Annotated in this window: 19 protein-coding genes and 1 pseudogene; 12 read left to right on the top strand and 8 right to left on the bottom strand. The window is 53.6% G+C overall.

Translation table 11 applies throughout. From position 1 onward, the window contains the following. Nucleotides 1-347 precede the first annotated feature (347 nt). Together P346_RS15125 and P346_RS15130 are read right to left on the bottom strand one after the other, a co-directional pair. Nucleotides 348-1,244, bottom strand: coding sequence for a benzoate transporter (locus P346_RS15125; RefSeq protein ID WP_032658530.1), 897 nt, complete (start codon nt 1,242-1,244; stop codon nt 348-350). 173 nt (nt 1,245-1,417) lie between these two features. Beyond that, entirely contained in the window at nt 1,418-2,359 is a 942-nt protein-coding gene (locus tag P346_RS15130) for a VirK/YbjX family protein (RefSeq protein WP_032658527.1), read from the bottom strand. 166 nt (nt 2,360-2,525) lie between these two features. Between P346_RS15130 and pphA the strand changes: the two genes are divergently transcribed. Beyond that, a complete protein-coding gene (gene pphA, locus P346_RS15135) occupies nt 2,526-3,170 on the top strand; it encodes a protein-serine/threonine phosphatase (RefSeq protein WP_032658525.1) in 645 nt (214 codons plus the stop codon). Nucleotides 3,171-3,204: 34 nt separating this feature from the next. Here pphA and P346_RS15140 read toward each other — a convergent pair whose 3' ends face one another. The 4 genes from P346_RS15140 to yebS form a co-directional block, all read right to left on the bottom strand. Then, the gene (locus P346_RS15140) at nt 3,205-3,444 is read right to left on the bottom strand and encodes a YebV family protein (RefSeq protein WP_008500472.1); all 240 of its coding nucleotides are present in this window, start codon (nt 3,442-3,444) and stop codon (nt 3,205-3,207) included. Nucleotides 3,445-3,550: 106 nt separating this feature from the next. Next, nucleotides 3,551-4,993 (bottom strand): 16S rRNA (cytosine(1407)-C(5))-methyltransferase RsmF, encoded by a 1,443-nt coding sequence (gene rsmF, locus P346_RS15145; protein ID WP_032658523.1) that lies wholly within the window; start codon nt 4,991-4,993, stop codon nt 3,551-3,553. Between the two features lie 77 nt (nt 4,994-5,070). Then, a complete protein-coding gene (locus tag P346_RS15150) occupies nt 5,071-7,704 on the bottom strand; it encodes a PqiB family protein (protein WP_032658520.1) in 2,634 nt (877 codons plus the stop codon). Further along, nucleotides 7,673-8,956: a membrane integrity lipid transport subunit YebS gene (gene yebS / locus P346_RS15155; RefSeq protein ID WP_023312213.1), complete on the bottom strand. Its 1,284-nt coding sequence runs from the start codon at nt 8,954-8,956 to the stop codon at nt 7,673-7,675. The genes P346_RS15150 and yebS overlap by 32 nt, the downstream gene beginning before the upstream one ends. Nucleotides 8,957-9,088: 132 nt before the next feature. Here yebS and P346_RS15160 point away from each other — a divergent pair, with 132 nt between their 5' ends. The 4 genes from P346_RS15160 to htpX all read left to right on the top strand — a co-directional run bounded on the left by P346_RS15160 (nt 9,089) and on the right by htpX (nt 13,512). Then, nucleotides 9,089-9,586 carry a GAF domain-containing protein gene (locus tag P346_RS15160; RefSeq protein ID WP_032652362.1) on the top strand — a complete coding sequence of 166 codons (498 nt, stop codon included), beginning with the start codon at nt 9,089-9,091 and terminating at the stop codon, nt 9,584-9,586. A 96-nt stretch (nt 9,587-9,682) separates the two neighbouring features. Further along, complete coding sequence (gene proQ / locus P346_RS15165; RefSeq protein ID WP_023336085.1) at nt 9,683-10,369, top strand: RNA chaperone ProQ; 687 nt, start codon at nt 9,683-9,685, stop codon at nt 10,367-10,369. Nucleotides 10,370-10,388: 19 nt separating this feature from the next. Continuing rightward, entirely contained in the window at nt 10,389-12,437 is a 2,049-nt protein-coding gene (prc, locus tag P346_RS15170) for a carboxy terminal-processing peptidase (RefSeq protein WP_032658517.1), read from the top strand. Between the two features lie 193 nt (nt 12,438-12,630). Then, on the top strand, nt 12,631-13,512 hold the full coding sequence (gene htpX, locus P346_RS15175) for a protease HtpX (RefSeq protein ID WP_014884290.1): 882 nt from the start codon (nt 12,631-12,633) through the stop codon (nt 13,510-13,512). A 50-nt stretch (nt 13,513-13,562) separates the two neighbouring features. Here htpX and P346_RS15180 read toward each other — a convergent pair whose 3' ends face one another. Further along, on the bottom strand, nt 13,563-14,936 hold the full coding sequence (locus P346_RS15180; RefSeq protein WP_032658514.1) for an MFS transporter: 1,374 nt from the start codon (nt 14,934-14,936) through the stop codon (nt 13,563-13,565). 179 nt (nt 14,937-15,115) lie between these two features. On the opposite strand from P346_RS15180, the gene kdgR reads away from it, so the two are divergent. Then, complete coding sequence (kdgR, locus tag P346_RS15185) at nt 15,116-15,907, top strand: DNA-binding transcriptional regulator KdgR (protein ID WP_023312208.1); 792 nt, start codon at nt 15,116-15,118, stop codon at nt 15,905-15,907. A 73-nt stretch (nt 15,908-15,980) separates the two neighbouring features. Here kdgR and P346_RS15190 read toward each other — a convergent pair whose 3' ends face one another. Further along, nucleotides 15,981-16,220 (bottom strand): YobH family protein, encoded by a 240-nt coding sequence (locus P346_RS15190; RefSeq protein WP_032658512.1) that lies wholly within the window; start codon nt 16,218-16,220, stop codon nt 15,981-15,983. A 161-nt stretch (nt 16,221-16,381) separates the two neighbouring features. Here P346_RS15190 and mgrB point away from each other — a divergent pair, with 161 nt between their 5' ends. The 6 genes and pseudogenes from mgrB to ftsI all read left to right on the top strand — a co-directional run bounded on the left by mgrB (nt 16,382) and on the right by ftsI (nt 20,734). After that, nucleotides 16,382-16,525, top strand: a complete 144-nt coding sequence (mgrB, locus tag P346_RS0121580) for a PhoP/PhoQ regulator MgrB (RefSeq protein WP_006175995.1) — start codon at nt 16,382-16,384, stop codon at nt 16,523-16,525. Between the two features lie 74 nt (nt 16,526-16,599). After that, complete coding sequence (locus P346_RS15195; RefSeq protein ID WP_029741994.1) at nt 16,600-16,890, top strand: YebO family protein; 291 nt, start codon at nt 16,600-16,602, stop codon at nt 16,888-16,890. 23 nt (nt 16,891-16,913) lie between these two features. Beyond that, a complete protein-coding gene (locus P346_RS15200) occupies nt 16,914-17,903 on the top strand; it encodes an MBL fold metallo-hydrolase (RefSeq protein WP_032658509.1) in 990 nt (329 codons plus the stop codon). A gap of 525 nt (nt 17,904-18,428) precedes the next feature. Further along, nucleotides 18,429-18,573, top strand: a pseudogene (locus tag P346_RS0121575) (DUF2627 domain-containing protein). Between the two features lie 13 nt (nt 18,574-18,586). After that, entirely contained in the window at nt 18,587-18,796 is a 210-nt protein-coding gene (gene cspE, locus P346_RS15205) for a transcription antiterminator/RNA stability regulator CspE (protein WP_001062678.1), read from the top strand. 219 nt (nt 18,797-19,015) lie between these two features. After that, the gene (gene ftsI, locus P346_RS15210) at nt 19,016-20,734 is read left to right on the top strand and encodes a peptidoglycan glycosyltransferase FtsI (RefSeq protein WP_032658506.1); all 1,719 of its coding nucleotides are present in this window, start codon (nt 19,016-19,018) and stop codon (nt 20,732-20,734) included. Nucleotides 20,735-20,749: the final 15 nt, after the last annotated feature.

Here is a 20,749-nt window from a genome sequence, read left to right as displayed (position 1 = left end):
TTAGCTGTGGACTGGAAAACCTGGCGTCGTCATCTATTCTTAAAAGGCAAGGCGACTTAGCCTGCATTAATGCCAACTTTTAGCGCACGGCTCTCTCCCAAGAGCCATTTCCCTGGACCGAATACAGGAATCGTATTCGGTCTCTTTTTATCTGTATGTTTTTCAAAGCGTTGTTCGGTGTTGACTCTACATCACCCGAAACTTTCTCGAACATTCCATATCCTGTCTAAACCATAACATACTCAGGACCGCGTGCGTCCAGGGTTTTTTGGGATCTTTGTTAAAATTTTGTGTCCGAGCGATCGCTGAGCAAAAGTCTTCTGACCAGCAAAAGGGCAGCCCATAAGTTAAATAATGAACGCGCTGAATTTATCTTTGTGGCGGACAATGTACTCCGGGAAGTTTTCAACCGTTAGCTCTTGCTTGATTAACGTCCTGTCGCGACCCCAGATATCTTCCGCGTTTTTAATGACCTTCATGATGTGTTCCGGATTGTTAAATTCAGGAAGATCGTATTCAGTATGGGATATGGTCGACATTTTTTCTGAGATGCGCTCGGGTGTCATTACCCATGAGAAATGCCAGCCACCATTTTCAATGATGCGGTTGTTAATCTTGAACCAGTTCCACTTCAGCCAGGACCAGTTTTTAACGCTTCGGGTACGTTTAAGATTCCTGAATGATTCGGGTTCACCACCAAAGAAACTAACGAGATTTTTATATTGGGTGGCTCTCGGTAATTTACATTTTCTTGGCGTGTTGTCAGTGTTAAAAACCTGCAGGTTAAACTGATAATTATAGAAATTCTGATAAATAGTGGTGCAGAGTTTTTTTGGGTTTATCGATGCTAACACCTGAGGTGAAAATATCTCATCGACATCGGAAACTAAAATCAAATCATCATCGTTGGCATGCGTCAAACCCTTCATGATGGCATTCCTCTGCGCGGCTTCATTTGCCCACGCATCCACTACCATGCCGTCTGGCAGCCCCGGAATGACCTCTCGAGCCGGGTGCGATTCTTCGGCAGCTTTCGTAATGGGCTCTTGATCATGAACAACATAGATAATTTTATCTTTAAACTGGCTGTATTTATTAATGTCAAAATGCAGCTGCCGCTTTTTACCCGTAAAGGTATGCGTTGACTCAACGATAACGAAGCGATCGACAACGTCCGCTAGCGTGTTTAGCCTGATTTCGAGAAGCATATCTTCATCGTAATATAAGAAGCAGTCATAGATCATTACCAAAGTCCCTCATTTTGCGCCCGCATTGCGTTTTTCCCAACGCATTCGCCGGTTTCATTTCGCGCAATGCTAACTGAGCGCCCTCGCCCTGTGCAATAGTGGGCTGCTTTATCATTCCTCTTTTAAACAGAATACATCCACTACGCAGTGAGCGAAAACGCCAGCCAGGCTTAAAAGTGGGACTTCACGGACGCCTCTATTTCATCGAGCAGCTCAAAGCGACGGCGGTATTCGGCACGTTTTTTACTGGCAATCTCTTCCAGGGATTTACGCTCCATGTGCAGCGGCAGCTGCCAGCAGAAGGCTGAGAGCTTTTTACCGTCCAGAGATGCCCAAAATTCATCGTAGCTGGCGTGGAAATGGCGGCCTTTGCTCAGGCGATATCGCAACGCGCGGAAAACGTGCCCTTCATCGCTGACGGCAAAAATCGCCCGGACAGATGACTGCGCAGCCAGCTGGAAGAGGACTTCCATCAGCACGCGCTTAGGGAACAGGCCGTGGCAGGCGCGGGTGGCCTGTTTAATGACGTCTCGCGATACGCAGCGACGGGGCCCCTGAAGCCCGCCGATGACCATCACTTGCTGACCGTTGCTGCGCGCGACGCTAAAGGTCAGGCTGGCCAGCAGCGTATCCTCGTTGTCGTGCAGCCACAGCGTGCTTTCTCCTTCGCGCTCGGCTTTTCCCGCAGAGGAAGCACTGACCGTATAGGTCACACCGTCTTTGGCATGGAACTGCACGACGGTTTGCTCCTGCGGGCTGGTCAGGGCCTGAGCGAGACCGCTCTCTTTCAGGCTATCAATCCAGTAGTAATGGTTGACGATAGCGTCGGCGCGATCGTTAGCCGTCAGGCCGCGCATCAGATACTGCCGGTGGGTCTTGCTGGGTAACGTAATTTGAGAGGCCAGCAGCCTGTCGAAATCGTCGCGACCCGAAAGGGCTTCCAGCATGCGATGGGTGGAAGACCAGAACAGAAGCGAGCGTAAAAGGAACTTCAGACGATATTCGCGTTTGCGCCAGATCGGACCCGGCACGCGTTTGCCGTTCACCAGCTCGGAAATAATATTTGTGCGATGCGGATAAAAAACATCGTTATGCAGGTGCGTATTAGACACGTGAAGACCCCTCTTTTTTTATACCCTTATTCTAAAGAGCCAATAAAAAGGGATTAATAGCGCGAGGATCTTTATTTCTGTTTGGTTTACCATTTGTTTGACTTCGTGATGACCGCGCCTGTCAGTTGCCTTTTCTGCGGCGGCTATACTGTTTAAAGGAGGTCCTATGTATCAGAGAATTGAAGGTGGGATGTGGCGTCACGTCTGGGTTGTCAGCGATATACACGGTTGTTACCAGTGGCTTATGGATGAGCTTAAGCGCCGTCATTTTAACCCATATGAGGATTTACTTATTTCAGTCGGGGATGTGATCGATCGTGGCCCTGATAGCGTTAAATGCCTGCAGTTAATTCATGAAAAATGGTTTCGTGCCGTGCGGGGAAACCATGAGCAAATGGCTCTCGACAGTCTGGATAATAACGATTTTTCTCTCTGGACGATGAATGGTGGAATATGGTTTTCGCATCTTGAACGCGATCAGCAACAGCTTGCACTGTCGTTGCTCGATGCCTGTCGCGATTTACCGCATATCATCGAGATAACCTGTGCGAACGGTCTGAATGTAATTGCCCATGCTGATTATCCGGCTGCGGAATACCAATGGCAAAAACCGGTTAGCGCTCAGCGTGTCTTATGGAACCGCGACAGGCTAATGGGGTTTATGGTGGGCAAAGGAGAGGGCATCAGCGGTGCGGATCACTTTTGGTTTGGACATACGCCCCTCGACAGAAGGTATGATTTTAATAATCTTCACTACATTGATACGGGGGCTGTTTTCGACGGTTACTTTACGCTGGCGCAGCTGCAGTAATAAATAACCCGCCTTCGGGCGGGTTCTCTTTAGGTCAGGCAAGACGCATGACCCAGGCATCGGTTTTGCTATCGTAATGCTCACGGTAAAGGACAGAATGTTCGCCATCAAGTATTGCCGGGACGCTGGTGTCTGCATCCCATGCATCGAGCTGCATGCACAAATCCGGGTCGGATTTGCAGGGAATACTTAACGTTCGATCGCCCTGTGCTTCGCCGCGCAGCTCTGCGTCGTCGATCTCAAAAGCGCCAATACGCACGCTGGTTTTCGTCATAGTGCTCTCCGGGTCGGTTGTCAAAATCTGGTATGACCAGTGCGATCACCCATTTTTGATCGTAGACAAGGAGAGCAAAATCGCCAGTAAAAAAATGCGCTTTTTTTCAGGCTGTGCGATCGTTACCGGTAAACAGACGGCCGTCCCGAACCAGCTCGCGCGGATAGCTGTTTTTCAGCCTTGAGCCGACCTTTTTTGCCAGTCCCAGCGGGTATCCCTGATACGTGACTATTACTTCATCGCCTGATGGCGTGCTGTCCGGGTAGACATCGCGACCACGGTACCACTCTTCGGCTTCCTGATGCGTCAGGGCAAAGGTATTCTCGCATCCGGCAAGGGCGATAACGGCCTCATGCTGCCAGCGATAGCCTTTGTTATGCACTTCCGCCAGGCGGATCCCAATTCGCGAAAAACGGACCTTTCCGATGAGCGGCTCGATCTGTGCCGGGAACAGCCATATCTCCTTATCACGCATCCAGGGGTGCAGACTCTCATCCCAGACCAGCCCAACCTTTTTGGCGGCGGCTTCAAGCTGTGCCGCATCGCGACCTTTAAGAGGGGCAAACGGGAAGTTGCCGACCTTAAATTTAGGCGCGGGCAGGGGCTCAACGGCCTGCGTTTTACGCAGACGCGCCACAAAGAACCCTTCGCAGTCGTAAATCTGCGGGAACACGTGGAGGAAACCCTCCGGCGTGACCGCCTCTTGTGCTGAGGCAAACAGATCGTTAAGCGGCAGAAACTCCACGGCATCCGGGTAGTTTGCTTTCAGCCACAGGCAGACGTCTTCGTTTTCATCGCGGTTTAAGGTGCACGTTGAATAGACCAGCGTGCCGCCGGGGCGCAACGCGTGAAATGCGCTCTCGATCAGCTCGCGCTGCGTGGCGGCGATCTCAAGGTTGCTTTCCACGGACCAGTTTTTTAGCGCATCGGGATCTTTACGCACCACCCCTTCGCCGGAGCAGGGGGCGTCCAGCAGAATGGCATCGAAGGCTTCCGGAAGGGCGGCGCCAAACACGCGTCCGTCGAAGTGGGTCAGGGCAACATTATGAATACCGCAGCGGCTGATGTTGGCATGCAGCACCTTCACGCGGCTGGCGGAAAACTCGTTGGCGAGGATCGCCCCGTGGTTACCCATCCGGGCGGCAATTTGCGTGGTTTTTGAGCCGGGCGCTGCGGCAACATCCATCACGCGCTCAGGCGCATTACCATCGGCGAACAGGGCGGCCACCGGCAGCATCGAGCTGGCTTCCTGAATATAGAACAGACCGCTCAGATGTTCAGCGGTACTGCCCAGCGGCAGCGAGGCTTCGTCATCGCGTTCGATCCAGAACCCCTCGGCGCACCACGGGACCGGCGTAAGCTGCCAGCCGTACGGCGAGACCAGCGCCAGAAAATCATCGACGCTGATTTTCAGCGTGTTGACGCGAATACTTCGGCGTAACGGACGCTGGCAGGCGGCGATAAAATCGTCTAACGACAGGTGAGAGGGAAGCGCCTCGCGCATCTGCGCCAGGAATTGTTCAGGAAGAAATACGGAGTTTTGAGCCACGGGCACACCACAGGGAAAAGTTCAGGCGCGCAGTGTAACATAAAGGCTCCGGTGCGGTGACACCGGAGCCTGTCAGATTAACGCGGCAGGGCGGTTCCCCATTCGCGCCACTCTTTCGGTTCGCTTTCAAGCAGCAGGAAGTGTTTACCCGGCTGCGCTTTTGGCGCCAGCGGCGTGCCCGGCGGCGTGGCAAACGCGATACCGCCGCGAATGAACTGGTTGAAGGTGCCGGTTTTCACCACGCCTCCCGTCAGGCCAAAGTCCAGCGAATAGCCGGATGCCAGCCAGAATACCGAGTTATTACGGACCAGGTGCTGGTAACGCTCGCTGATGCGCAACGCCACCATCACGCGGTCGGAAAGCGTACCGAGCGTCAGGCCCGTGACCGTACCCACTTCAATGCCGCGGAACAGTACCGGGGTGCCGATGCTCAGCGAGCCCGCTTCCGGCACTTCCACCACGATGCTCAGGCCGCCAAGATAGCGCGAGTCGGTGATCGTGGCTTCCTGCAGCTCGAAATCACGACGGGCATTGCCCTGGCCTGGCTCTACGTTGATGTACGGCTGCAGGATGGTATCGAGATGCTCAACGCCCGCGGCCGAGATCTGCGGGGTGACCACCGAGAAGCGCGAACCCGTCCGGGCAAAGGTCTGCACATATTCCGGGTACAGCACGGCGGTAGCCTGCACCTCGTTACGCGAGGTAATCAGCGTCAGCTTCTGGATCTGCCCGATATCAATGCCCAGATAGCGAATTGGCATGCCTTCCGCCAGCTTGCCTGCATCAAACGCGTGCAGGGTAATCTGTCCCCCTACGGCGCGCGCGGCGGTTTCGGACGGGAAGAGAATACGCTTATCGCCTTTACGCAGATTCGCGCCCGCGCCGCTGAGGTTATCGAAGCTAATCGCCCCGCGCAGCGCGCGTGAGAGCGGGGAGGCCTGCACGGTCAGGCCGTTACCGTTAAGCTGAACTTTCGCGCCGCCTTCGGCCCAGAAAACGCTGTTTGGCGTCAGCAGCTTGCGGTACTCCGGTTTGATATGCAGTTCGATATCAAACGCGTCCGCACGCGGGCGAACGGCGATCACTTCCCCAACTTCAAACTTGCGATACAGCACCACGGATCCCGCCTGTACGTCCGGCAGCGTCTCGGCGCTCAGCGTCAGCGTGGTGGTAGGAAGATCGCTCAGGCTGTTTTCAATCGCTTTCTCCAGGTTGGCATACAGCGGATAGCTGTCGCGCACGGGGCCTTTATCGCCGGGCAGAATGCGGATACCGCCGTTAACCCATTCGCTGGCGCTGGCGCCGAGGAATTCCACGCCGTCCAGACCCACCTTGACGTCGACGCGACTGTTCACCACGAATTTGCTGTCACCGTGCACAAGGTCGCTGTACTGCGGATCGATGGCGACCGAGAAGGTCACGCCATCCGCGGACAGCTTACGCTCCAGCACCTGACCGACCTGCACGCCGTGTAAAATTAACGGCTGACCGGCTTCGATTCCGTAACTTTCCGGCGCATTCAGCGTGACGGTCACTACGCCCGGCTTTTGCAGCAGGGATTTATCCGCCGGGGCAATCACGAAGCTATTGCTGGGTTCACCTTCGCCGGGGACGAGCTCAAACGTATTGCCGGTCAGCAGCGTGCTGAGGCTGGCATCGTTCAGAGAGAGCTTTGGACTGCGCATTTCGATACGCGTTTTCTCGCGCAGGAGATCGACCACGCTCGGGTCGACAGTCATTTCGCCGGTGACCGAGCCGCCCGGGTTGAGCGTCATTTTGGTGAGCTGACCAACCTGCAACCCCTGATACATCAGCGGCGTTGAACCCGCTTTTAGCCCCTTAGCATCGGGCAGGGCGAGTTTGACGAGCACGCCGCGCTGGCTGTGCGCCAGGTCAGCGTACAATCCAAATGAGTCATCAGCGGTGGCGGGGCTTGAGTTTTCCGGGGAGTCAAAGGCAATGGCGCCATTCACCAGCGCGGCCAGACTTTCCAGCTTCACTTTCGCACCGCTCAGGCTGAGGTCCGCATCCACGCCGGAGACGTTCCAGAAGCGGCTGCCTTTTTTCACCAGATTGGTGAAGCGACGCTCGATCAGCACGTCGATGGTGACGCCCTGTTTATTCGGGTTGATCGCATAATCGTACACGCGGCCAACCGGGATTTTGCGGAAATAGACCAGCGAACCGCTGTTCAGAGAACCGAGATCCGGCGCCTGCAGATGGATCATTAAATCGCCGTTGTTGAGGCGGTACTTGGGCTGTGTATCCAGGGCAACAAAGTGATCCTGCGGCTCGCCTTTACCCGGCATCATGCCAATATAGTTACCGCCCACGAGCGCATCCAGCCCTGACACGCCCGCCAGAGAGGCTTTTGGCGTGACCAGCCAGAACTGCGTTTCGCTGCGCAGGGCATCCTGCATGTCAGATTTAATACTGACCCGCACCTGAATCTTGTTCAGCCCTTTTCCAAGGGAGATGTCCTGAACCGTACCCACTTCAACCCCCTGGAAGCGAACGGGCGTTCGCCCGGCGACGATGCCGTCGGCGGTCTGGAAATCAATGGTGACGGTACTCCCGCGATCTTCATAGCTCGTCCAGATAAGCCAGCCTGCAATCATCAGGGCGATGACGGGCAGCAACCAGAATGGCGAAATGCGGCGTTTTGTTTTAATTCTCGCTTCAGTCGGCGAAGCGGGGGTTTCCTGACTCATGTGCATCCCAAAGTAAGCGGCTATCCAGCCATTCCACAGCAAGAATAGTCAATATCACCGCAGAGCCGAAATAAAAAGCCGCGGGTCCCATTGTAAAAGCAAGTAGCTGGTCGCGATTGATGAGCGACATCATCAGCGAAATCACGAACAGATCTAACATTGACCAGCGGCCAATCCAGGTAACGAACCGCAGCAGCAGAATGCGGGTCCGTAAGCCTTGTTCACACTTAAAGTGAATGCTGATGAGCAGGGTAAACATCACCACCACTTTGGTAAAGGGAACCAGGATACTGGCAATAAAGACGATCGCCGCCACCCCGACGTTGCTGTGCGCAAGGGAGATAATCCCGGAGAGGATAGTATCCTCCTGACGCCCGCCATTCACGTAAATGATGGAAATCGGCAGCATATTGGCTGGTATCAGAAACACCAGGGAGGCGATCAGCGCGGCCCAGCATTTTTGCAGGCTGTTGTTGCGCCGCAGTCTCAACGGAATGTGGCACCGCGGGCAGCGCCCACGCGCGTCGGGCAAGCCGGTATAGTGGCATCCCAGACAGACGCGCAGATTTTCATCGGGACGCGTGGCGGGGCGCTGAGGGTAAAATCGCTCCCAGAGCTGTTCAACGTTCAGGTGGATCAGCGTCAGTATGCTCAGCAATACCAGGCTGATGAAAGCAAAGAGTCCGATGCCGGGCTGCAAAAAGGCGTAGTCCTGTACCTTTATTGACGCAACGCCCACGCCCACCAGATAAATATCCAGCATCACCCACTCTTTGAGCTTATCCAGCATCAGCAGCACCGGGCGAAGGTTCATACCGAGAATATTGCCAAACCACAGATACGCAATCGCGGCGACCAGCACCAGCGGCGCGCCAACGGTGCAGAACAGCACCATGGCAGCGGTGATGGGATCGCCCTGACGGGTCATCTGCCAGATACCCTGCAGCACGTTGGCGTCAATGCGCACGCCAAGCAGGTAGAGTTTCAGCAGCGGTTCGCTCCAGGCGAAGGGCATCAGCAGCAGCATGGTGACGGCCATGGCGGCGAGACGGGTTAGCGACCAGTCGCGGCCATCGCGAATTTTGGCGTCGCAGCGGGGACAAAAGGCACTTTGGTGCGATTTCATCTTCGGCAACATAAAAAGCGTATCGCACTGGGGGCAACGCTGATAATGTGCACGTGGCAAAGCTTCGCTTACCGTATGGACAGTTATCTTTCTTGTCGGCGTAATTTTGGTTGTTTTTAAGGCCATCAGCTGCGCACAAATAAGTATTGTTGAAAGTTATAATAACTCATGAACGGATTCATCTTGAGCATGAGCGCATTTAATGCTTATTTTAATAGGCTATGCGGTAAATTTGTAAGACAACTAAGTGATTGAATAATGAACAAAACAGAATTCTACGCGGATCTGAACCGCGATTTTAAGGCATTGATGGCGGGTGAGACCAGCTTCTTAGCCACTCTGGCAAATACTAGCGCATTGCTGTTTGAACGTCTCTCTGACGTGAACTGGGCCGGCTTTTACCTGCTGGAAGGTGAAACGCTGGTGCTTGGCCCGTTCCAGGGCAAACTGGCCTGCGTGCGTATTCCTGTAGGGCGTGGCGTATGCGGCACGGCGGTGGCCGAAAATCAGGTCCAGCGTGTGGAAGACGTTCATGCGTTTGACGGGCACATTGCCTGTGATGCCGCCAGTAACTCTGAAATCGTTCTGCCGCTGGTGGTGAAAAATCAGATTATTGGCGTTCTGGATATCGACAGTACGGTCTTCAGTCGCTTTACAAGCGAGGACGAACAGGGGCTACGCGAGCTGGTGGCGAATCTGGAAAACGTACTCGCTGCAACCGATTATCAAAAATTCTTTGCGAGCGTCGCAGGATAATCAACGGATAACGTAGCATTTACTGATAGCGTCATTATAATGACGCCTGTTCATGCCTGCGCTTGTTGGCAACGTCCGTTGTAATCAGGAAATTTCATGGAAAATCAACCTAAGTTGAATAGCAGTAAAGAAGTTATCGCATTTCTGGCCGAGCGTTTCCCGCAGTGCTTCAGCGCGGAAGGTGAAGCTCGTCCCCTGAAAGTCGGTATTTTTCAGGATCTGGTGGCGCGTGTTGAAGGGGAAATGAACCTCAGCAAAACTCAGCTGCGTTCCGCCTTACGTCTTTACACTTCGAGCTGGCGCTACCTGTACGGTATCAAAGCTGGCGCGACCCGCGTGGATCTCGACGGCAACCCGTGTGGTGAGCTGGACGAGCAGCACGTTGAGCACGCGCGTAAGCAGCTTGAAGAAGCCAAAGCACGCGTTCAGGCACAACGTGCAGAACAGCAGGCGAAAAAACGCGAAGCCGCAGCGGCAAACGGCCAGGAAGAAGCGCCTCGTCGTGAGCGTAAACCACGCCCTGCGCCGCGCCGTCACGATAATAACGATCGCAAACCGCGTGCAGACAAACCAGCAGCAAAAGCCCCGCGTGCCCCTCGTGAAGAGCCGCGCCATACGCCGGTTTCTGACATTAACGCTCTGAGCGTAGGTCAGGCGCTGAAGGTAAAAGCGGGTAACAATGCTATGGACGCCACCGTACTGGAAATCACCAAAGATGGCGTTCGTGTACAGCTGACTTCTGGTATGTCAATGATTGTACGCGCAGAACACTTGTTGTTCTGAAACGGAGGCCAAGCCTGGCATGAACACTTTTTTTAAGCTCACCGCGCTGGCGGGCCTGTTTGCCATAACAGGTCACGCTTTTGCAGTGGACGATATTACGCGTGTTGATCAAATTCCGGTTCTCAAGGAAGAGACGCAGCACGCGACGGTGAGCGAGCGCGTGACCTCACGTTTTACCCGCTCGCACTATCGTCAGTTCGATCTCGATCAGGCCTTTTCGGCCAAAATCTTTGACCGCTATCTGAACTTGCTGGATTACAGCCATAACGTTTTGCTCGCCAGCGATGTCGAGCAGTTCGCTAAGCGCAAATCCGAGGTGGGTGACGAGTTGCGTTCAGGCAAGCTGGATCTGTTCTACGATCTCTACAACCTGTCGCAAAAGCGCCGCTTTGAACGCTATCAGTACGCGCTGAAAGTGCTGGAACGTCCGATGGACTTCACCGGTACTGACACCTTTAATCTGGATCGCAGTAAAGCACCCTGGCCGAAAGATGAAGCCGAGTTGAATGCGCTGTGGGACGGTAAAGTTAAATACGACGAACTGAGTCTTAAGCTGACCGGCAAAGACGAAAAAGAGATCCGTGACACGCTGGCGCGTCGTTACAAATTCGCCATTCGTCGTCTGGCCCAGACCAACAGTGAGGATGTCTTTTCGCTGGCCATGACCGCCTTTGCTCACGAAATCGATCCGCACACCAACTATCTCTCTCCGCGCAACACCGAACAGTTCAATACCGAGATGAGCCTGTCTCTGGAAGGTATCGGCGCGGTGCTGCAGATGGACGATGATTACACGGTGATCAATTCGATGGTCGCGGGTGGCCCGGCATCCAAAAGCAAAGCGATTAGCGTAGGCGATCGTATTGTGGGTGTAGGACAAACCGGCCAGAACATGGTCGACGTGATCGGCTGGCGTCTTGATGACGTGGTTGCGCTGATCAAAGGTCCGAAAGGCAGCAAGGTTCGTCTGGAAATTCTGCCTGCCGGTAAAGGCACTAAAACCCGTATCGTTACCCTGACCCGCGAGCGTATCCGTCTGGAAGACCGCGCGGTGAAAATGTCGGTGAAAACCGTGGGTAAAGAGAAGGTGGGTGTTCTGGATATTCCTGGCTTCTACGTAGGGCTGACTGACGATGTGAAGGTTCAGCTGCAGAAGCTTGAAAAGCAGAACGTCAGCAGCATTATCATCGACCTGCGCAGTAACGGCGGCGGGGCGCTGACGGAAGCGGTTTCACTCTCCGGTCTGTTCATTCCATCTGGCCCGGTGGTTCAGGTGCGCGATAACAACGGTAAAGTGCGTGAAGATGCCGACAACGACGGTGTGGTCTACTACAAAGGCCCGCTGGTGGTCCTGGTTGACCGCTTCAGTGCTTCGGCGTCTGAAATCTTTGCCGCTGCAATGCAGGACTATGGCCGCGCGCTGATCGTCGGTGAGCCAACCTTCGGGAAAGGCACCGTTCAGCAGTATCGCTCTCTGAATCGTATTTACGATCAGATGCTGCGTCCGGAATGGCCTGCGCTGGGCTCGGTTCAGTACACCATTCAGAAATTCTACCGCGTGAACGGCGGCAGTACGCAGCGTAAGGGCGTAACGCCGGACATCATGATGCCGACAGGCACGGAAGAGACGGAAACCGGCGAGAAGTTTGAAGATAACGCGTTGCCGTGGGACAGCATCAATGCCGCGACCTACGTGAAAGCGGGTGATATGACGCAATTTGGCCCAGAACTGCTGAAAGCGCATAACGACCGCATCGCGAAAGATCCGGAGTTCCAGTACATCATGAAGGACATTGCACGATTCAATGCCCTGAAAGATAAGCGGAATATCGTTTCTCTGAACTACGCACAGCGTGAGAAAGAGAACAACGAAGACGATGCAACCCGCCTGGCGCGTATCAACGATCGCTTCAAGCGCGAAGGCAAGCCTCTGCTCAAGAAACTGGACGATCTGCCAAAAGATTACCAGGAGCCGGATCCGTATCTGGACGAGACGGTGCATATTGCTCTCGACCTTGCGAATCAGGAAAAAGAGAAACCAGCCGTACAGCCCGCTCCGGCAAAATAACCTCCCAACAGGCACAAGAAATTGTGCCTGTTTCTTTTTGTTCTGCATCCTTCCGTCAGCCAGATTTCCAATTGTGTAAAGTTGTGTCTTTCTGGTGACTTACGCCCGCCGGATGCTTGAAAATAGACGCAATACCCATACGATGTGGGTAATCGCATAGTGCGTTTTGTTAAACTGAGGTAAAAAGAAAATTATGATGCGAATCGCGCTCTTCCTGCTCACCAACCTGGCGGTCATGGTGGTTTTCGGGCTCGTGCTAAGCCTGACAGGAATTCAGTCGAGCAGCGTTCAGGGTCTGTTGATTATGGCGCTGCTGTTTGGTTTTGGTGGCTCGTTCATCTCCCTGCTGATGTCGAAGTGGATGGCACTGAAATCGGTGGGTGGTGAGGTTATTGAACAGCCGCGTAACGATATGGAACAGTGGCTGATGAATACGGTGGCTCAGCAATCCCGTCAGGCCGGGATCGCCATGCCGCAGGTGGCGATTTACCATGCCCCGGACATCAACGCTTTCGCCACGGGCGCCCGTCGCGATGCGTCACTGGTTGCCGTCAGCACCGGATTGCTGCAGAACATGAGCCGTGACGAAGCCGAAGCGGTTATTGCCCACGAAATCAGCCATATCGCCAACGGTGACATGGTGACCATGACCCTGATTCAGGGCGTGGTGAACACCTTCGTGATCTTCATCTCCCGTATTCTGGCGCAGATCGCGGCAGGCTTTATGGGCGGAAACCGTGACGAAGGTGAAGAGAGCAACGGCAACCCGCTGATCTACTTCGCCGTTTCGATGGTTCTGGAACTGGTATTCGGTATACTGGCCAGCATCATCACCATGTGGTTCTCCCGCCACCGTGAATTCCATGCGGATGCCGGCTCGGCGAAGCTGGTTGGTCGTGAGAAGATGATTGCCGCGCTGCAGCGTCTGAAAACCAGCTATGAGCCGCAGGAAGCGAACAGCATGATGGCCTTCTGCATTAACGGTAAGTCCAAATCGCTGAGCGAGCTGTTTATGTCTCACCCGCCGCTGGATAAACGTATCGAAGCGCTGCGCAGTGGGGAATACCTGAAGTAACGCTAAGAACCCTAATAAGCCGGGCAGGAGAACTCTCCGCCCGGCTTTTTTTATGCCTGAACCCTGGGCTGGGTCACACGCAGGCCGCTGACGACCGCCGCGAGCGAGGCAAGGGCACCCGCGGTGAGAAGCGCAACATGGTTGCCGTTTTGTCCGGCGAGGTTAAACATCAGGGCGACCAGCGCCGCACCGCTGCTTTGTCCCAGAAGGCGCGCGGTCCCCAGCATGCCGCTGGCACCACCGCTTCGATGACGCGGCGCGGAGGTGATGATGGTGTGATTGTTAGGGGACTGGAACAGGCCAAACCCTGCGCCGCACAGGATCATGCGCCAGATGATGTCCAGATCGGTTGGCGAGGACGGTAGTAGAGCCAGCGCGAAAAGGCCTGTTGCCATCACCGCGAGCCCCAATGCTCCCAGTAAACCGGCATGGACCCGTTCAATTAAGTAACCTGCCAGCGGCGCCATCACCATGGTCGCCAGCGGCCAGGGGGTTAACAGCAGGCCGGTCTCCACTTCTGAACGGCCTAGCACGCTCTGCAGAAAGAAGGGCAGAGAAACCAGAGCCAGCATCTGGGCGCAGAACGAGCAGACTGACGTGCAGATGGAGAGGGAAAAGAGGGGAATACGCAGCAGATCCACCGGCAGCAAAGGCACAGGGAGTGTGAGCTGGCGGCGAACAAAGAAGAAACCGATCGCCAGCAGGGCGATGAGCTCCGCGCCGGTAAGCATCAGAGACTGTCCCTGCGCAAAGCCGCTCAGCGCCGTAATCAGCAGGCCAAAGGTCAGGGCATTCATCACCGCACTCGCCACGTCGAAGCGCGGCATGGTGCTTTTAGGGCCGTTAGCGGGAAGAAAGCGCAGGGCAAAGAAGATGGCGACGATACCCAGCGGCACGTTAATGGCGAACAGCCACTGCCATGACGCAACGGAAAGGATCGCCGCCGCAATAGTTGGCCCGGCGGCGGAAGAGACGGCGACAATAAACGAGTTTATCCCCATACCGCGCCCCAGATGACGCTGAGGATAAATTAAGCGGATCAACGCCGTGTTTACGCTCATGAGCGCCGCGCCGCCAAAACCCTGCGCAATGCGGGCAAGCGTCAGGGTATGCAGTGAATCTGAAAGGGCGCATAGCAGGGACGTGATGGTGAAAACCACCAGACCGCACTGATACACCCGACGATAACCGAACATATCGCCCAGGAAAGAGAACGAGAGCAGGGAAATCACAATCGCAATCTGATAGGCGTTAACGATCCATATCGAACTGGCGGGAGAGGCATGCAGGTCGCTGGCGATGGTTGGCAGGGCAACGTTCGCGATTGCGCCGTCAAGGACGGCCATTGAGATACCGATAATGATGGTCGCTATAGCGCCATACCGCTGGGGTAAAGGCAGGCCATCGGAAAGGGTCTTTTCCATTAGGATTAAAAAAGCTCAGCGTGAAATTATTCTCAGGGTAATTATTTTAGCATTGTTACAGCCGCGATATGTCGCAGATTTGTAACGAAGTAAACGTGGATTGATTGCAGGTGACATGACGGGAACTTATAATAAAAACCGGTTCTGATTTTTATAAAACACTCTCTATGAGGTGGTAAATGGCTATTGCGGATTTGGATAAACAGCCAGATTCTGTTTCTTCCGTGCTGAAGGTGTTTGGCATCTTACAGGCGCTGGGGGAAGAGCGTGAAATAGGTATTACAGAGTTGTCGCAGCGCGTGATGATGTCTAAAAGCACCGTGTATCGCTTTTTACAAACCATGAAGTCGCTGGGCTACGTTGCCCAGGAAGGCGAATCTGAAAAATATTCTCTGACGCTGAAGCTGTTTGAGCTGGGCGCCCGTGCGCTACAAAATGTTGACCTGATCCGCAGCGCTGACATCCAGATGCGTGAAATCTCACGCCTGACCAAAGAGACCATCCATCTCGGTGCGCTGGATGAAGACAGCATTGTTTACATCCATAAAATCGACTCTATGTACAATCTGCGCATGTACTCGCGCATTGGTCGTCGCAACCCGCTCTACAGCACCGCGATTGGTAAGGTTCTGCTGGCGTGGCGCGATCGTGAGGAAGTGAAGCAGATCCTCGAAGGCGTGGAATACAAGCAAAGTACTTCACGAACCATTACCAGCACGGACGCGCTTTTAACGGTGCTCGATCGCGTACGCGAGCAGGGGTATGGCGAAGATAACGAAGAACAGGAAGAGGGGCTGCGCTGCATCGGCGTTCCGGTGTTTGACCGCTTTGGCGTTGTAATCGCGGGCTTAAGTATCTCCTTCCCAACCTTACGCTTCTCCGAAGAGCGCCTGCATGAGTATGTGGCTATTCTGCACACTGCCGCACGTAAGATTTCTGAACAAATGGGTTATCACGACTACCCGTTTTAATCTCTGCTCGCATAAAAAAACGCCGCATCTGTTGCGGCGTTTTTTATTTTATATCAGTCATGTCACCGGCTGATTAGCCATTATCAATCACGACGGATGTCTTTCGCAGGACCGGACAGTTGGTCAAGCCAACGATCCCGCTGTCAGTATGCAAATATTGCGCAGTGCTCACACCCTGTGCTGTTAAATATTTACATTGAATCCCTAACCCGGCTGCGTTTTCGGTGCTTCCCACAAGCACGCCATAACCCGTGAGCAGAAGGCCAATCCAGACGATGACCAGTGCAATAATTGTTCGAATGATTAAGCGCATCATTAACCTCTTTTGTCGTTTTTATCATAAAGCTAGCGTAAACGGTTTACACGATGAAACAAGTGCAGGATTCTGAAAAAAGTGCGATGGCGGTACAGTTAGTCCTTGTTTAAGATAAGCGTGATAACCTCGTTACATCAGGTTTTTAGACGGAGTGTGGAGTGAAAAAAATACGCTGGGTAATTCTGATTATCGTGCTGATAGCGTGCGTGGTGTTATGGACGCAGACGATCAATGTGATGTGCGATCAGGATGTACAGTTTTTTAGCGGCGTTTGCGCAATCAATAAGTTTATTCCGTGGTAATACGCATTTTTTCTCAAGGTGATTTCCTTCCTTCGCGCCAGTGGTAAAATAGACGTTTTTATTGAGGTGGTGAAATGGGTGAGTTACTGAATTCAGGGCTGCTGAATATGGCATCCCTGATGATTTCTTTGGTTGTTCTGCTTGTGGGGCTGGTCATTTGGTTTTTCGTGAACCGCGCCAGTTCCCGTACTAACGAGCAGATTGAACTGCTGGAAGCGCTGCTCGATCAGCAAAAACGTCAGAATGCGCTGCTACGCCGTCTGTGTGAGGCTAACGAACCGGAAGAGAAAGACGCGCCGAAAGACGCGGTCGCTGAAGATAGCAAAGACGAAGACGATTTTATCCGCCTGGTGGCTGAGCGTTAATCTTTTTATGCTGGGAGGTGGCTGTGGTCTGGAAAAATCCCTGGTATGACCCCTCCCTGAAACATCACACCCCGGACGGTTTTCGTAATACCGATCCTGTCGGGCATCAACCCGGCGATCTTGACCGTTGGCGCAAAGCGCGTAAAGAGGCCGGTTTACCGAAGCCACCCGCGCTGGGCTATGAAGACTTTATCCAACAGTGGTGGCAACCGGTTGAGCTTACGCAACCTCATGAAGATGGGGTATGGTGGCTGGGACACGCGAGCGTAATGCTGCAGCTGGACGGCAATATCATCCTTACCGATCCGGTTTTTTCACAGCGCGCTTCTCCACTCCCTTTCCTGGGACCCCAGCGCAAAACGCCTCCCGCGCTGTCACTCAATCAACTCAATCAGCTTGATGCGGTCGTCATCTCCCATAATCATTACGATCATCTTGATGATGCGACCATTCGCCGCATTCTCAAACGCTTTCCCGATGTCAGTTTTTTTGTTCCGCTGGGCCTGGCCGACTGGTTTCGCCGCCGGGGGGCAAAACGCGTGGTTGAGCTCGACTGGTGGCAGAGCTTCACTTGGCAGGGGATGACGCTGACCGCCGTACCGGCACAGCACTGGAGTATGCGCACGCCATGGAACCGCAATCGCTCATTATGGTGCGGCTGGGTTATGGAGGGTCGACATCATCGTTTCTGGTTCAGCGGAGATACGGGGTATTCGCCCGAGCTGCTGTTGATACCTGAACGCCTGGGCCATATCGATGCTGCCGCGTTACCGATTGGAGCCTATGCTCCACGATGGTTCATGGCTGTCCATCATATGGATCCGCAATCTGCGGTGGCATTGTGGCAGCAGCTGGGTTGTCCTCTGGCGTTTCCCATTCACTGGGGTGTGTTTGAACTGGCAGATGAAGCCCTCGATGAACCTGTGCGGGAGTTAAATGACGCGCTAGATAATTTAGCACCGGTTAATCATTCTTTCAGGATACTGAAAGTTGGTGAATATTTATCCTTATAAACGAAGCGATAACGTAGTGCATATATTCTGTATGTAGACGCGTGCAGGAATGTTTTATTTTTATCGAAACGTTTTGCTTGCCTTCTTTTGATGCAGAGTCATAAAAATTTCATTATTTTGGTGCATAACACTGTTTATTAGCTGGTGCATTTTAATACAGTTCGGCGCGGGTTATTAACAGTGTTTTTTCTCTGAAACAATTTGGTCGCGTTACAATGATTTAAGCATAAGTTTTCACAAATTGTTCTAACTCAATCAGGACGTAAGATTTCTTTTCCCGGTTGCTGGACGCTTCGTAATGATTGAGCTATGTTAAAAAAGTCTTAGATTACAGCGCTTGTGGAAGCAACGCTGGGTCTTTGTTACGCAGCAGAGCTGTCTGTAAGTGATGCGCATAATTGTGCAAAACCTGACAGGCACTGTTCGAATTTGTGCGGCGGATCGAGACATGTTTAAAAATGGCTTGCCATATTAAACATAGTGTGTGATAACACGTTTTGGGTCAAACGAGGTACAGTTCTGTTTATGTGTGGCATTTTCAGTAAAGAAGTCCTGAGTAAACACGTTGTCGTTGAATACCGCTTCTCTGCCGAACCTTATATTAGTGCCTCATGCAGTAATGTCTCAGTTTTATCTCAGTTAATGCCTGCGGGCTAAGAAAACACTCTAAGGAATTTTGCAAAATGGCAAAGATTAAAGGTCAAGTTAAGTGGTTCAACGAGTCTAAAGGTTTTGGTTTCATTACTCCTGCTGACGGCAGCAAAGACGTGTTCGTACACTTCTCTGCAATCCAGGGTAACGGCTTCAAAACTCTGGCTGAAGGCCAGAACGTTGAGTTCGAAATTCAGGACGGCCAGAAAGGCCCAGCTGCAGTTAACGTAACTGCTATCTGATCGAACCGCTGCTGACTGAAGCGCTTAGCACTTCAATCTCAGACATAAAGCCTCGCATAATGCGGGGCTTTTTTATGCCCCTTATCTTTCAAAATATTACCATTCGCGCTCTTGTTAGTAACTTGTTGCAAAGCTGCGAGGTTAGTAGCACTGTTTTGCCACCTTAAACCCATCTTTTCCCGTTAAATCAGGGCGTTGTTTAACAGTCCTGGGGTTCAGGTGAAGAAGAAATTGATAACGACCGCTGGCAATTTCACGCCGGCGCGTTTTGTGCTGCTCTGTTTAGCTATTTTTTGTAGTCTGGCTTTTTTGCTGGGCCGCGTTGCCTGGCTGCAAATCATCAAGCCTGACAATCTGGTGAAGCAGGAAGATATGCGCTCCCTCCGCCAGCTGGCGATTGATGCGCCGCGCGGCATGATAATGGATCGCGAAGGTCGCCCCCTGGCGGTGAGCGTGCCCGTCCGGGCCGTCTGGGCCGATCCTAAAACGGTGCTGGCAAAAGGGGGCGTTGGCATTGACGAACGCTGGCAGGCGTTGGCAAACGCGCTGCATCTCTCCCTGGGCACACTTTCGGCGCGAATCAACGCCAACCCGCAGGGGCGTTTTATTTATCTTGCCCGTCAGGTCGATCCCGCACAGGCAAAGTGGATCGATAAGCTGAATCTGCCCGGCATCAATTTACGCGATGAATCCCGCCGTTTTTATCCTGCCGGCCATGTGGCAGCGAACCTGATTGGCTTCACCAATATTGACGGGCAGGGCATTGAAGGCGTGGAAAAAAGCTTCAATGCGCAGCTGACCGGCAAGCCGGGCGTGCGGCAGGTAAGGGAAGACCGCTACGGTCGCGTGGTTGAAAACCTGACGGAAGTGGCGCCCGCACCGGCGCATAACATCCAGTTAAGTATCGACGAGCGGCTGCAAACCATCACCGAAGATGCGCTCGATAATGCCGTGGCCTGGAACAAGGCCGAGTCTGGTGCATCGGTGCTAATTAATATCCCAACCGGGGAAATACTCGCCATGGCGAGCTATCCGGATTTCAACCCCAATAATCGGGAAGGCGCGACGATAAACGATTTCCGTAATCGCGCCATCAGCGATACGTTCGAACCCGGTTCGACGGTCAAGCCGCTGGTGCTGATGACGGCCCTGCAGCAGGGGCTGGTCCAGCCGGACAGCGTAATTGACACGCACCCGTATACCCTTGACGGGCATCGTATCCGCGACGTGGGCTATTATCCTGAACTGACGATGACCGGGATCCTGCAAAAATCGAGCGACACCGGCGTTTCCCGACTCTCCCTGGCAATGCCTGTCCAGCATCTTATTGATACCTATAGAAACTTTGGGTTTGGCACGAATACGGGGCTTGGCTTAACGGGCGAGAGCGCGGGGCTGTTGCCAAATCGTAAATACTGGAGCCAGCTCGATCGTGCGACCTTTGCCTTCGGCTACGGGCTGATGGTGACGCCGCTCCAGCTGGCGCACGTCTACGCCACGATCGGCGGCTTCGGGCTCGAGCGACCTCTCTCAATTACGCGTATCGATCCACCCGTTATCGGGCACCGCGTTATGCCGGAAGAGATCGCGCACGAGGTGGAGCACATGATGGAGAGCGTTGCGCTGCCCGGCGGTGGCGGGGTTAAGGCCGCCGTTCGTGATTACCGGGTGGCAGTGAAAACCGGTACGGCGAAGAAAATTGACGACAGCGGAAAGTACGTCGATAAATACGTCGCCTATACGGCCGGCGTTGCGCCCGCCAGCGATCCGCGCTTTGCTCTGGTGGTGGTCATTAACGATCCGCAAAATGGCGCCTACTACGGCGGTGCCGTTTCCGCACCTGTATTCAGCGAGATTATGGGTAACGTGCTGCGTCTGGAGAATGTGAAACCTGACGGGTTACCGGCGGGCTCCGATCACCTTATCGTTATGCGTTAACCGGGCGTTTATAAC

The organism is Enterobacter sp. DC1 (genome assembly GCF_000568075.1).
In the GTDB taxonomy this organism is placed as follows: Bacteria; Pseudomonadota; Gammaproteobacteria; order Enterobacterales; family Enterobacteriaceae; genus Enterobacter; species Enterobacter asburiae.
The sequence above is the reverse complement of the archived record's forward strand: the minus strand, read 5'-3'. Positions and strand labels throughout refer to the sequence as shown.